Genomic DNA, 13661 nt, shown 5'->3' with positions numbered 1-13661 from the left:
TCCGTGCCTCCGTTTCCCCTGGGGCGGACCGCCCCGTTCCCGCCGCGGCTTCGTCCCAGGGTGGGCCAACTCCTGCTATAATAAGAGCCGTCCATTGACCGGGAGGGTCTCAATGACGGCGATCGAACGCCTTCGCAACTTCTGTATCATTGCCCACATCGACCACGGCAAGTCCACCCTCGCAGACCGCCTCCTGGAGGTGACGGAGACCGTCGAAGCCCGACGGATGACCGACCAGGTGCTGGACTCCATGGATCTGGAGCGGGAGCGGGGCATCACCATCAAGATGCAGGCCGTCCGCCTCCACTACCGGCGGCCCAACGGGGAGGAGTACGTTCTCAACCTCATCGACACCCCGGGCCACGTGGACTTCTCCTATGAGGTCTCCCGGAGCCTGGCCGCCTGCGAGGGAGCCCTCCTGGTGATCGACGCCTCCCAGGGGATTGAGGCGCAGACCCTGGCCAACCTCTACCTGGCCCTGGAGCACGACCTGGAGATCATCCCCGTCATCAACAAGATCGACCTGCCCAACGCCGATCCCGACCGGGTCCTCCGGGAGCTGGAGGAGAGCGTGGGGCTCGATGCCTCCGGCGCCCTGCTGGTGAGCGCCAAGACGGGCCATGGGGTGCCGGAGGTGCTGGAGGCCATCGTGGAGCGGATCCCGCCGCCTCAGGGCAACCCGGATACGCCCCTGCGGGCCTTGGTCTTCGACTCCCACTTTGACAGCTACCGGGGCGTGGTCGCCTACATCCGGGTGAAGGACGGCCTCCTCCGCCGGGGGGATGAGATCCTCCTCATGCAGTCGGGGAAGACCTTTGAGGTGAGCGAGCTGGCCGTCTTCCGGCCCAACCTGGTGCCCGTGGAGGAGCTCCGGGCGGGGGAAGTGGGCGCGGTGATGGCCAGCATGAAAGACGTAACCGACTGCCGGGTGGGGGACACGGTCACCCTGGCCGGCCGCCCGGCCGAAGAGCCCCTCCCGGGGTACGAGCCGGCCAAGCCCATGGTCTTCTGCGGCCTCTACCCCGTGGACAATGACGCCTTCGAGGACCTGCGGGCGGCCCTGGCCAAGCTCCAGCTGAACGATGCCGCCTTGCTTTACGAGCCGGAGACGTCGGCCGCGCTGGGCTTCGGCTTCCGCTGTGGCTTCTTGGGTCTGCTCCACATGGAGATCATCCAGGAGCGGCTGGAGCGGGAGTTCGGCCTGGAGCTGGTCACCACCGCCCCCAGCGTCGTCTACCGGGTGGTGGACCGGCAGGGCCAGGTCCATGAGGTGCGGAACCCCGAGGAGCTGCCCGACCCCGCCCGGATCCAGGAGATCCAGGAGCCGTACGTGCTGGCCACCATCTTGACGCCGGAGGAGTACATCGGGCCGGTGATGGAGCTCTGCCAGGAGCGCCGGGGCGAGTTCGTCACCATGGAGTACCTGGGGCCCGAGCGGGCCCGGCTGGAGTACCGGCTGCCTCTGGCCGAGATCCTGATGGAGTTCTTCGACCGGCTCAAGTCCCGGACCCGGGGCTACGCCTCCCTCGATTACCGGTTCGATGGGTACCGGCCGTCCAACCTGGTCAAGCTGGAGATCTTGATCAACGGCAAGCCTGTCGACGCCCTGTCGGCCATCGTCCACCGGGAGAAGGCCTACGAGCGGGGCCGCCAGCTGACCCAGAAGCTGAAGGAGCTCATCCCCCGCCAGCTCTTCGAGGTGCCCATCCAAGCGGCCATCGGGGGGCGGATCATCGCCCGGGAGACGGTGAAGGCCATCCGGAAGGACGTGCTGGCCAAATGCTACGGGGGCGACGTCACCCGGAAGCGGAAGCTCCTGGAGAAGCAGAAGGAAGGCAAGCGGCGCATGAAGCAGCTGGGCAACGTGGAGGTGCCGCAGGAGGCCTTCATGGCCGTCCTGCGCATCGATTGAGCCGGGGCCTCTACGTCCACATCCCCTTCTGCATCCGGAAGTGCTACTACTGCGACTTCAACTCCTTCCGCCTGCGGGGCCCTGAACGGGACCATTTCCTCGATCTCTTGGAGCAGGAGGCGGACCGGTGGGCCGCCCGCCTGGAGGCCGCAGGCGGCGTGCCCGTCTTGGACACCCTCTACGTGGGCGGCGGCACCCCCACCACCCTGGAGGCCGGGCAGCTAGCCCGGCTCTTCGGCGCCCTCCGGCAGCGCTTCCCCCTGGCCCCCCAGGCGGAGATCACCGTCGAAGCCAACCCGGGAACCCTCACCCTGGAGAAGCTGGCCGCGCTCCGGGAGGCGGGGGTGAACCGCCTCTCCTTGGGGGCCCAGGTCTTCGACGACGGGCTCCTCCGCCGGCTGGGGCGGGAGCACGACGCCGCCGCGATTGAAACCAGCGTCGCCCTGGCCCGGGAGGCGGGGATCCCTTCCCTCAACCTGGATTTGATCTTCGCCCTGCCCGGCCAAGACCTGAGGGGCTGGCGGGCCACCCTCCAGCGGGCTCTGGCCCTGGAGCCCGATCACCTCTCCTGTTACAGCCTCATCATCGAGGAAGGGACGCCCTTCTACCGCTGGCACCAGATGGGCCGGCTCCCCAGGCCCGATGAGGAGGAGGAGCTGGCCATGTACCAGGCCGCCATCGAGGCGGCGGAAGGCGCGGGGCTGGCCCAGTACGAGATCTCCAACTTCGCCCGCCCGGGCCACCAGAGCCGGCACAACCTGATCTACTGGCGGAACCAGCCGTACCTGGGCCTGGGGCCTGGGGCCCACAGCTGGTGGGAAGGGGTCCGCCGGGCGAACCTGGGGCCCCTGCCTGCGTACGAGGCGGCCCTGCAGGCGGGCCGGCTCCCCCTGGAGCGGGAGGAGCCCATCAGCCGGGCCTTGGAGATGGACGAGACCATGTTCCTGGGGCTCCGCCTGACCCGGGAAGGGGTGGACCGGGCCGCCTTCCGGGCCCGGTTCGGGACGGAGCCCGAAGCCGTCTATGGCCTGGCGATTGACCGGTTGGTCCGCCTGGGCCTGCTGGAGGCGGACGCCCACCGGATCCGGCTGACCCGCCAGGGGGTGCCCGTGGCCAATCAGGTCTTCCTCGCCTTCCTCCGGACGGTGCCAACGGCCGTCTGAGGCGGCTTGGCGGGCCTCTCCGCCTTGACAGGGGGAGGGCCGAGTGCTATGCTGCCCCTAGCACGTTAGCACTCGCCGGTCGCAAGTGCTAGCAGAGGGTGAGTCCGTCGTGGATCAGCGCAAGATGCGCATCCTTCAGGCGGTGACCGACGACTACATCCTCACCGCGGAACCGGTGGGATCCCGAACCATTGCCCGGAAGTACAGCCTGGGGGTCTCCCCAGCCACCATCCGGAACGAGATGGCCGACCTGGAGGAGCTCGGTTACCTGCAGCAGCCGCACGCTTCGGCAGGGCGGATCCCGTCTGATTTGGGGTACCGGTATTATGTCGATGGACTCATGACCCCCGCCTCCCTCGATGAGGAGGAGCGGTGGGCCATCCAGACGGAGCTCTCCCGCCGGACGGCCATCGAGGAGCTGGTCCACTCCACCGCCCAGGTGGTCGCCTCCATGACCCGCTACGCGAGCCTGGCCGTGGTGCCCCGGATTGAGGACGCGATCCTGAAGCGGGTGGAGCTGATCGCCCTCGATCCCCAGGTGGTGCTGGTGGTCTTTGTGGGCATCCCAGGCCTGGTGGAGCACCGGGTGGTGGAGACCCACCGGAGCTGGACTCAGGAGGAGCTCGCCCGGGTGGAGGCGGTCCTCAACGACTGCTTGGAGGGTGTGAGTGTCCGGGATCTGGGGCGGACCCTCTACCAGCAGGTGGCCGATGTCCTGGGTGACCCGGACCTGTACGACGGCGCCGCCTCGTTGCTGGAGGACGCCCTTGCGGCCGGTGGTGACGAACGGGTCTACGTGGAGGGGGCCATCAACCTCTTCCACCAGCCCGAGTTCCGGGATGTGGACCGGCTCCGGCCGCTCTTGGAGTTCTTGGAGCAGAAGGATGCGCTCCTCAACATCCTGAGCTCCCACGGCCAGAGCGGACTCACCATCCGGATCGGCCAGGAGAATGGCCAGGGGCCGCTGGAGGGGTGCAGCCTGGTGATGGCCACCTACGAGGTGGGCGGCCAGGTGGTAGGCCAGATCGGGGTCCTGGGGCCCACCCGGCTCGAGTACAGCCGGGTGGTGGCCGTCATGCGCCTGGTGGCCGAGGAGTTGAGCCAGGCCCTGGCCCGGCGCCGCAACCGGCCGTGAACCCCCGGGGTGGTCGACGTGGGAAGGTTTTTCAGGAAGGGTCCTGCGGGGCCCTTTTTCGTGGCGCCGCATCGGTGCGGCGGTTCTCTGTGGAGGGGAGTCTATGGCCGAGCAGGCTGAGGAACGCGCCAGGATGACAGAAGAGCCGGTCACCTCGGCCGGCGGGACCGAGGCGGGCCAGCCCGCCGCGCCGTCGGAATCCGAGCCAGCCGCCGAAGGGCACGGGAAGGGGCCCGCGGGGGAGAAAGCCCAGGCGGAGGGGAGCGCCTCCGGCGGGGAGGTCGCGGCCCCGGAGGGTGAGGGCGAGGCGGAGACCGATGTGGAGGGCCTCACCCAGGAGCTGGCCGCGGTCCGGGAGCAGTACGAGCAGGCTGAGGCGGCCCGCCAGCAGCTTTGGAACCAGTACCTCAGGCTGCAGGCCGACTTCGACAACTACCGGAAGCGGATCCAGCGGGAGCGGGAGACGTGGCAGAATCAGGGCGCCGAGGAGGTGGTCCGCCAGCTCCTGCCGGTGGTGGACAACCTGGAGCGGGCCCTGGCCGCCGTCCCGGCGGACGGGCTCCCGGAAGGGTCGCCGGCGCAAGGTTTGGCCACCGGGGTGCGCATGGTCTACGACCAGTTCCGCTCGGTGCTGGAACAGGCGGGCCTCCAGGCGGTCGAGGCGGTCGGGCAGCCCTTCGACCCCCGGTACCACGAGGCCATGGACCGGGTGGTGGCCCCGGGCTACGAGCCCGATACGGTCGTGGAGGAGCTTCAGCGCGGGTATCTGTTCCGATCCAAGTTGATCCGGCCCAGCTTGGTGCGCGTCGCCCAGGCTGGCGAGGGGCAGGCTTCTGACGGCGAAGGAGGCAACAACGTTGGGTAAGGTCGTAGGCATCGACCTGGGGACGACCAACTCGGTGGTGGCGGTCCTGGAGGGCGGCGAGCCGGTGGTCATCGCCAACTCCGAGGGGAGCCGCACCACCCCGTCGGTGGTCGCCTTCACCAAGGACGGCGAGCGCCTGGTGGGCCAGGTGGCCAAGCGCCAGGCGGTGACCAACCCGGAGCGGACCATCATGTCCATCAAGCGGCGGATGGGCACCGACTACCGGGTGGAGATCGACGGCAAGCGGTACTCTCCCGAGGAGATCTCGGCCATGGTGCTGAGCAAGCTGAAGGCCGACGCGGAGAGCTACCTGGGCGAGCCGGTCACCCAGGCGGTCATCACGGTCCCGGCCTACTTCACCGACGCTCAGCGCCAGGCCACCAAGGATGCCGGCCGCATCGCGGGCCTGGAGGTGCTCCGGATCATCAACGAGCCCACCGCGGCCGCGCTGGCCTACGGCCTGGACAAGGAGCAGAACCAGATCATCGCCGTCTATGACCTGGGTGGGGGGACCTTCGACATCTCCATCCTGGAGCTGGGTGATGGTGTCTTCGAGGTGAAGGCGACCAGCGGGAACAACCACCTGGGCGGGGACGACTTCGACCAGCGGATTGTGGACTGGATGGTGGAGGAGTTCCGGAAGGAGCATGGGATCGACCTCCGGGAGGACCGGATGGCCATGCAGCGGCTCCGGGAGGCGGCCGAGAAGGCCAAGATTGAGCTGTCGGGGCTCCAGCAGACCACCATCAACCTGCCCTTCATCAGCGCGGGTCCCAACGGCCCGCTCCACCTGGACCTCACCCTGACCCGGGCCCAGTTCAACCAGATGACCCGGGACTTGGTGGAGGCGACCCTGGGGCCGGTCCGCCAGGCCCTGGCCGACGCCGGCTTGCAGCCCCATCAGGTGGACCGGGTGCTCCTGGTGGGCGGGTCCACCCGGATTCCGGCGGTCCAGGAGGCGGTGCGGGACCTCTTCGGCAAGGAGCCGCACAAGGGGATCAACCCCGATGAATGCGTGGCCCTGGGGGCGGCCATCCAGGCAGGGGTCCTGGCCGGCGAGGTGCGGGATGTGGTCCTGCTCGACGTGACGCCCCTCTCTCTGGGCATTGAGACCTTGGGTGGCGTTTTCACCAAGCTGATTGAGCGGAACACCACCATCCCCACCAGCAAGAAGCAGATCTTCAGCACCGCGGCGGACAACCAGACGACGGTGGAGATCCACGTCCTCCAGGGTGAGCGGCCCATGGCGGCCGACAACATCACCCTGGGCCGGTTCCAGCTGACGGGCATCCCGCCCGCGCCCCGGGGCGTGCCCCAGATCGAGGTGAGCTTTGACATCGACGCCAACGGCATCGTCCACGTGTCGGCCAAGGATCTGGGGACCGGGAAGCAGCAGAGCATCACCATCACCTCCCGCGGCAGCCTGAGCGAGGAAGAGATCCAGCGGATGGTGGAGGAGAGCCAGCGGTACGCCGAAGAGGACAAGAAGAAGAAGGAGCTGGCGGAGCAGCGGAACGCGGCCGACACCCTCATCTACACCGCGGAGAAGAGCCTGAAGGACCTGGGTGACAAGGTGAGGGCCGAGGAGCGGGAGCGGATCAACGGCGCCATCGAAGAGCTCCGGAAGGTGATGGGCCAGGACGACGTGGAGGCCATCAAGGCCAAGCAGGAGGCCTTGAGCCAGGCCCTCTACCAGGTGACCACCCGGATCTACCAGAGCCAGGGTCCGTCGGGGGCCGACGGGGCCGCGGGTCAGGCCCAGCAAGCCCAGGAGGACCCGAACGTGGTCGATGCGGAGTACCAGGTCAAGGATGAGCCCAAGGCTGACGAGAAAGGTGCCTGAACCGGATGCCCGGGAAGCGGGACTACTATGAGGTGCTGGGCGTCGACCGGTCGGCGACGGCCGACGAGATCAAGAAGGCGTACCGCCGGCTGGCACGCCAGTACCACCCTGACGTGAACAAAGCGCCCGACGCGGCGGAGAAGTTCAAGGAGGCGACCGAGGCCTACGAGGTCCTCTCCGACCCGGAGAAGCGGGCGGCGTACGACCGGTTCGGCCACGCCGCCTTCGAGGGTCCCGCCGGCGGCGGGGGCGCCGGCGCCGGCGGGGGCGGCTTCGATCCCTTCGGCGGCTTCGCCGATCTGGGCTTCGAAGACATCTTCGACGCCTTCTTCGGCGGCGGCGGGCGGCGCCGGGCCCGGGGGCCCGTCCGGGGCGCCGACCTCCGGTACGATCTGGAGCTGGACTTTGAGGAGGCGGCCTTCGGCATCGAGACGGAGATCTCGGTGCCCCGGGTGGAGGTCTGTCCCCACTGCCACGGGAACAAGGCGGAGCCCGGCACCCCCATCCGGACCTGCCCCGAGTGTGGTGGGACGGGTGAGGTGCGGCGGGTGCAGCAGACGCCCCTGGGGCGGCTGGTCAACGTCCACACCTGCCCCCGCTGCCGGGGCGAGGGCCAGACCGTCGAGACCGCCTGCCGGGAGTGCCGGGGCGCGGGCGTGGTCCGCCGCACCCGCCGGATCCGGGTGAAGGTGCCGGCGGGGATCGAAGACGGGCAGCGCATCCGGCTGGCCGGCGAAGGGGAGGCGGGCGAGCGGGGCGGGCCCCCGGGGGACCTGTACGTCTTCGTCACCGTCCGTCCCCACCCGTTCTTCCGCCGGGAAGGGCGCGACATCCACTGCGAGGTTCCCATCAGCTTCGTGCAGGCGGCCTTGGGCGATGAGATTGAAGTCCCCACCTTGGAGGGGACGGCCACCCTCAAGATCCCTGAAGGCACCCAGACGGGGACCGTCTTCCGCATGCGGGGGAAGGGCGTGCCCGATGTACGGGGTTTCGGCCGGGGCGATCAGTACGTCACGGTGAAGGTGGTCACCCCCACCCACCTGACCGACGAGCAGCGGGACCTCTTGCGCCGGTTCGCCCGGGCCGGCGGCGAGCAGCCGCAAGGGGAGCGGGGCTTCTTCAACCGGATGCGGGATGCCTTCCGAAAGGCGGAGTAAGATGGGAGCCGGGTGGATCCGCTGGCAAGTGGAGGTGACCCCCGAGGCCGAAGAGGTGGCGGCCGAGGGCCTGCGGGCCCTGGGGGCCGCCGGGACCGAGCACCAGGGAAGCCCGGACGGTGCCGTCCGGGTCGTCGCCTACTTTCCCGCCGAGAGGGCTCCCAGCCCGGAGCACGATTTTGCCCACCTTCAGGAACGGCTGGCCGCCTCAGGGCTGCAGCCCTGGCCGGCCCGGCTTCACCAAGAGGCCGTCGATGATGAGGATTGGGCCGAGCGCTGGAAAGAGCACTTTCCCCCGATGCAGATCGGCCGGCTCTGGATCCGCCCCAGCTGGGAAGCCGGGGAGCCTCCCCCCGGCACCCAGACCCTCGTCCTCGACCCCGGCCTGGCCTTCGGCACCGGGACCCATCCCACGACCCGCCTCTGCCTGAAGGGCTTGCAGCGGTACTTGGCTTCTGGCGATGTGGTGGCCGATGTGGGGACAGGCTCAGGGATCCTGGCCATGGGCGCTGCCCTCCTGGGAGCCCGGCGGGTGGTGGCCGTCGACGTGGACCCCATCGCCGTCCGGGTGGCCCGGGAGAACGTGGAGCGCAACCGGCTCCAGTGGGCGGTGACGGTACTGGAGGGGAGTACCGAGGTGGCCGAGCGGGCCGTCCGGGCGGTCCAGCCCGGGGGAGCCCAGCTGGTGGTGGCCAATCTGCTCACCTCGATCCTGGTCGAGCTGGCCCCCACCTTGGTCCCCATCCTGGCTCCCGGGGGCGTGCTCCTCGCCTCCGGGATTGCCGCGGGCCAAGAGGGAGCGGTGGAGGCCGCCTTCAGGGAGGTGGGGCTGGAGGTGGCCGGGCGGGAGCTGGAGGAGGCGTGGGTGCTGGTGGTCGCGAGGCGCCCAAGAGGCTAGTGAACGGGCTTTGCCCCGCCCTTCCCGTTGACACTTTCTGGGCGGATTGGTATAGTTGCCCCGTGTAGCATGACGACGAGGGGCCGGTCAGCGTTGGCCGGAGCCGGTCTGGGAGGCCAGGTGCAATGGAACGCGTGGGTCGGTGGGTCGCCTCGCACCCCCGGTGGGTGATCGGGGCGATTGTGCTCCTTTCAGCGGCCTGCGCGAGCCTTCTTCCCCGGATCGGCTACAGCGCGGACCTGGGGGCTATGATCCCCCAGGGCGATCCCGTCATCGAGGCCCTCAACCAGACCGCGGTCGACTTCAGCAACGAAAGCGTCCTGATCATCCTCTACGCCGCGGAGGATGTTTTCCGGCCCGAGGCGTTGGCTCAAGTGGATCGCGTCGCCCAGCAGCTCGCCACCATCCCCGGGGTAGCCGGGTTGGTGACGCCCCTCAACATGCCCCTGGTCCGGGCCAGCGACTGGGGGATCGAGATCGAGCCGGCGGCCAGCTCCGTCCCCCGGACGGCCGCGGAAGCCGCCACCTTTCGGGACCGGCTCTTCTCATCGCCCCAAGGCCGGCAGGTGGCCGCCCCCGACGGCCAAGCCCTGGCCCTCCTGGTCGCCGTCGATCCCGCCTACCAGGGCTCTTCTGAGCGGTACCAGGGGCTCATCCGCCGGATCGAAGAGGTCTTGACCCAAGCCGGCGAAGGCCAGTGGTACCTGGCGGGCGATGGCTACATGGGGGCGTACGCCGAGCGGGTCATCTACCGGGATCTGCGGGTGCTCCTCCCCCTGGCGGCCCTGGTGGTCTTCCTCATCCTGCTGGGGGCCTTCCGGACGCCCTGGGGCATCCTGCTCCCCTTGGGTTCCGTCTCCATCGCGGTGCTCTGGACCATGGGCCTGATGGCCTTCCTGGGGTACGAGTTCACCCTGGTCTCGATGCTGATCCCCATCATCCTCATGGCCATGGGGAGCGCGGCGGGGATCCACGTGATGAACCGGTTCTATGAGGAGGTGGGCCGGGGGCTCTCCCAGCGGGAGGCCATCGAGCTGACCATGACCGAGATCACCCGGCCCGTGGTGATGACCGCCCTCACCACCGCGGCGGGCTTTGCCTCCCTGCTCACCTCCTACGTCCAGCCCATCCGGGAGTTCGCCCTCTTCTCGGCCATTGGCATCCTGTTCGCGATGGTGGTGACCCTTACCTTCATCCCGGCGGTCTTGGTCCTCCGGCCGGTTCCGGCCCGGCAGCAGGGCGGCAGCCTCCGGTCGGGTCTCTGGGCCCGGCTGGTGGCGCCGGTGGCCCGGGCCTGCGCCCGGCGGCCCCTGGCGGTGGTCGGGGCGGGCGTGGTGGTGTTGGTGGTCAGCCTGGTGGGGGTGCCCCGGCTGGAGGTGGAGACCAACCTGGTCTCGTACTTCCGGCCCGACAGCCCCGTCGTCCGGGGGACCCGTCTGGCCGAGCAGTTCTTGGGCGGGACGACGCCCATCTCGGTGGTGATCGACACGGGCGTTCCCGACGGGGTGAAGGAGCCTGAGATCCTCCGCCGGCTGGCCGCCTTGGAGGCGGACCTGGCGGCCATGCCGGAGGTGAGCCAGCCCCTCTCCCTGGCGGGCGTGGTCGCCCAGGTGCACCAGGCCTTGAACGGCGACGATCCCGACGCCTACCGGATCCCCGACAGCCGGGAGGCGGTGGCCCAGGAGCTCCTCCTCTTCGACTTCGCGGGCGGGGTGAGCCTTGACGGGTTGGTGAGCTACGACTACCAGAAGACCCGCCTGGTGGCCCGTATCGCCAATGTGGGCACCGCCGATCTGGCCCGGATCATCGGCCAGATCGAAGAGGCGGCCCGGGCCCGGTTCGCGGGCACGGGGATCGAGCCGGTGGTGGTGGGGACGGCTCAAGTGGTCCTCCGGCTGGCCGAACACTTCACCGGGGGGCAAATCAGCAGCATGAGCTGGGCGGCGGGGACGGTCTGGGCCATCGTTGCCGTGTTTCTCGGCTCGCCGCTCCTCGCGCTCTTCTGCCTGATTCCGCTCCTCTTGACCGTGGCGGTCTCCTTCGGGGTGATGGGGTACGGCGGCGTGCCCCTGGACATGGTGACCACCATGGTGGCCAGCCTCGCCATCGGCATCGGCGTGGACTACTCCATCCACCTGGTGAGCCGTTACCGCCAGGAACTGAACCGCGGGGTGGCGAAAGGCGAGGCTATGGCCCGAACCTTGGCGGGCACAGGCCGGGGCGTGATGGTGAACGCGCTCACCCTGGCCGCGGGGTTTGTGGTCTTGCTCGTCTCCAGCCTGCAGGCCACCGCGATCTTGGGGTGGCTCCTGGCCCTGACCATGGTGGTCAGTTCGGTGGGCGCCCTGACGGTGCTCGCCGCGGTCTTGGGACTCTTGCCCGAGGGCTGGGTGCGGGCACGGTGGGCCCTACCGGGGCGCGCCGTGCGCGGCGGGACGGAAGGCCGGGTCCGGCGCGGGGGATCGGCTTGGAGGTGACGTGGATGGATTGGCGGAAGGGTCTGGCCGCACCCTTTCTCGCGGCGTGCGCGGCCTTGTGGCTCCTGACGGCGGTCGGGGCGGCCGCCGAGCTGACGGGGCCCGAGATTCTGGAACGGCTCCAGGGCGACTCCCCGCTGGCCACCCAGCAGGGGATGGCCCAGGTCCGGCTTACCACGGTCAACGAGCGGGGCCAGGAGCGGCCCAGCGAGATGCGGATCTTCATCCGGACGTCCGCAGACGGGACCGAGCAGCTCCTGGAGTACGTGGCCCCGGCCGACGTGGCGGGCACCAAGCTCTACACCCGCACGCCCCGGAAGGGCGACCCCGACATTCTCCTTTACCTCCCCGCTTTGGGCCGGGAGCGGCGGATCGCCGCCACCGAGCGGGGCTCTACCTTCATGAACACCGACTTCACCTATGAGGAAATCACTAGCTTCGCTTCCTTTACCCAACTGTACACCGCGGAGCGGTTGGCCGACAGCGAGTGGGAGGGGCGCCCGGCCTACGTCCTCCGGCTCACCCCCAAGGAGGCCGACAGCCTGTACAGCCACGTGGTGATGTACGTCTGGCAGGAGGAGTTCCTGCCCCTGAGGGTCGACTTCTACAACCGGGATGGGGTCCTGTGGAAGCAGCTCCTCAACAGCAATTTCCAGCAGACCCCCGCCGGAACGTGGGAGGCGCGGCGGATCGAGATGGTGAACGTGCTCAAAAAGACCAAGACCATCATCGATCTGGTCACCACGTCCCGCACGGACGTCCCCGCCAACTTCCTGCGGGAGCTGCGTCGCTAGGCGACGGAAGGACAGGCTGGAACCTTGTTGAGGAGGATCGCGATGGGCCCCCGTCACACCCCAGAACGCTCCCCCCACCCAGCGCTCGCCTTGGTCCTGGGCTTGCTGTTGGCTTTGGGCCTGGCGGGCGTGGCGCGCGCCCAGGATGAGGTGACCATCCGGGGCCAGGTGGGCCAGACGCTGGGGTTCTTTCTTACCGAGGGATCCCGGCTCAACGGGGATGAGATCGGGGATGAGATCACGTGGGGACCGGGCCAGGTCTCCCTCAACCGGACCCACTACCAGCTCCAGTTTGAACGCCGGTTCGGCTGGGAGGCGGCGGGCCACATCTCCCTCAAAGGCTACTGGGACGCGGGGGTGGCGGGTCTGGAAGCCCTGAAAGGGGTGGCCAACGGCGACAGCTCCACCCTCCTGGAGCTGGACCAGGCCTACGTCGATCTCTACTCGGATCTGACCGACTTCCGCATTGGCCGCCAGCGGATCGCTTGGGGAACGGCCGACGGCTTCAACCCCACCAGCTACTTCTCGCCCCTCACCTTGGACCTGACCCGGGGTTTGGAGGGGCTGGTCCAGCCCGTCACCGCCATCCGGACCAGCACCTACTTCAACGTGGGGACCCTGAGCGTGGTGATCGTCCCCGCGTTCGAGCCGTCGGAGTGGGAAAGGGTGCTCCAAGACGAGACCGGCCTGACCGCCGAGAACGTGAAGGACTATGAGAACCCCGGCGAGATCGGCCTCCAGTTCGACACCTTCTACCGGGGGACAAGCCTGTACCTGAGCTACTTCAACGGGTACGAGGACCAGCCGGTCGTCTGGGAGGGCGAGGCCAACCTGCACGGCGCATGGCGGCGGGAACAGAAGGTGGGGCTGGCGGCCGCGACGGCCTGGCGGGGCTTCACCCTCTGGGGGGAGGGGACCTACACCTTCCCCGGCCGGGTGGAGGGCCTGGACGAACAGCGCGCGGGGCAGATCTGGGGCCCCACGAAGCCTTATCCCACCGCCGTTCTGGGGGTGGACTACCTCTTCCCCCGGGGGATCCGGGCGGAGCTCCAGTACATCTACAACGGCCGGGGGAGCCTCCTCAAGATCTTCAACGAGAGCGACGTTCCGGCGGGCCAGTACCTGATGGGGCTCGCCTCCATCCCCCTCACCGATGATCAAACCCTGGAGCTCCTGGCCCTGGACAGCCTCCGGGATGATTCGCGGGTCCTGGTCCCCACCTACCGGTACCAGCTCACCCCCACCACCCAGGCCAGCCTGAGCCTCATCCTGGTGGATGGGGGCCCGGCGAGCGAGGTCGGCCAGAAGCATCTGAGCGACCTGGACCAGCTGACCCTCGCGGTGACCGTCCGCTTCTGACCCGGCCAAAGCCGAGCGGTCTTGGCATCCAGGGAGGGAGCGTGGGTGAAGCTCTTCG

General features: G+C 69.0%; 10 protein-coding genes. All 10 read left to right on the top strand.

Annotated features, from left to right (window positions below; all coding sequences use genetic code 11):
* The first annotated feature begins 112 nt into the window (after positions 1-112).
* The 10 genes from lepA to FWJ67_RS05300 all read left to right on the top strand — a co-directional run bounded on the left by lepA (position 113) and on the right by FWJ67_RS05300 (position 13603).
* Positions 113-1912 carry a translation elongation factor 4 gene (lepA, locus tag FWJ67_RS05345; protein WP_304173409.1) on the top strand — a complete coding sequence of 600 codons (1800 nt, stop codon included), beginning with the start codon at positions 113-115 and terminating at the stop codon, positions 1910-1912.
* A complete protein-coding gene (hemW, locus tag FWJ67_RS05340) occupies positions 1909-3075 on the top strand; it encodes a radical SAM family heme chaperone HemW (RefSeq protein ID WP_304173406.1) in 1167 nt (388 codons plus the stop codon). Before lepA ends, hemW begins: the two co-directional genes overlap by 4 nt.
* Before the next feature lie 109 nt (positions 3076-3184).
* Positions 3185-4210 (top strand): heat-inducible transcriptional repressor HrcA, encoded by a 1026-nt coding sequence (gene hrcA / locus FWJ67_RS05335; protein ID WP_304173404.1) that lies wholly within the window; start codon positions 3185-3187, stop codon positions 4208-4210.
* A gap of 133 nt (positions 4211-4343) precedes the next feature.
* Positions 4344-5075, top strand: coding sequence for a nucleotide exchange factor GrpE (gene grpE, locus FWJ67_RS05330; RefSeq protein WP_304173402.1), 732 nt, complete (start codon positions 4344-4346; stop codon positions 5073-5075).
* Entirely contained in the window at positions 5068-6918 is a 1851-nt protein-coding gene (gene dnaK, locus FWJ67_RS05325) for a molecular chaperone DnaK (protein ID WP_304173400.1), read from the top strand. The genes grpE and dnaK overlap by 8 nt, the downstream gene beginning before the upstream one ends.
* A gap of 5 nt (positions 6919-6923) precedes the next feature.
* Entirely contained in the window at positions 6924-8075 is a 1152-nt protein-coding gene (gene dnaJ, locus FWJ67_RS05320) for a molecular chaperone DnaJ (RefSeq protein WP_304173397.1), read from the top strand.
* Position 8076: 1 nt separating this feature from the next.
* Complete coding sequence (prmA, locus tag FWJ67_RS05315; RefSeq protein WP_304173394.1) at positions 8077-8973, top strand: 50S ribosomal protein L11 methyltransferase; 897 nt, start codon at positions 8077-8079, stop codon at positions 8971-8973.
* A 125-nt stretch (positions 8974-9098) separates the two neighbouring features.
* On the top strand, positions 9099-11450 hold the full coding sequence (locus FWJ67_RS05310) for an efflux RND transporter permease subunit (protein WP_414481954.1): 2352 nt from the start codon (positions 9099-9101) through the stop codon (positions 11448-11450).
* A gap of 5 nt (positions 11451-11455) precedes the next feature.
* Positions 11456-12244, top strand: coding sequence for an outer membrane lipoprotein-sorting protein (locus FWJ67_RS05305; protein ID WP_304173389.1), 789 nt, complete (start codon positions 11456-11458; stop codon positions 12242-12244).
* 42 nt (positions 12245-12286) lie between these two features.
* Positions 12287-13603: a hypothetical protein gene (locus FWJ67_RS05300; protein WP_414482618.1), complete on the top strand. Its 1317-nt coding sequence runs from the start codon at positions 12287-12289 to the stop codon at positions 13601-13603.
* Positions 13604-13661: the final 58 nt, after the last annotated feature.

Source organism: Limnochorda sp., from assembly GCF_047459355.1.
Classification (GTDB): Bacteria; Bacillota; Limnochordia; order Limnochordales; family Limnochordaceae; genus Limnochorda.
Note: the sequence above shows the minus strand (reverse complement) of the source record. Positions and strands in the feature narration are given on the sequence as shown.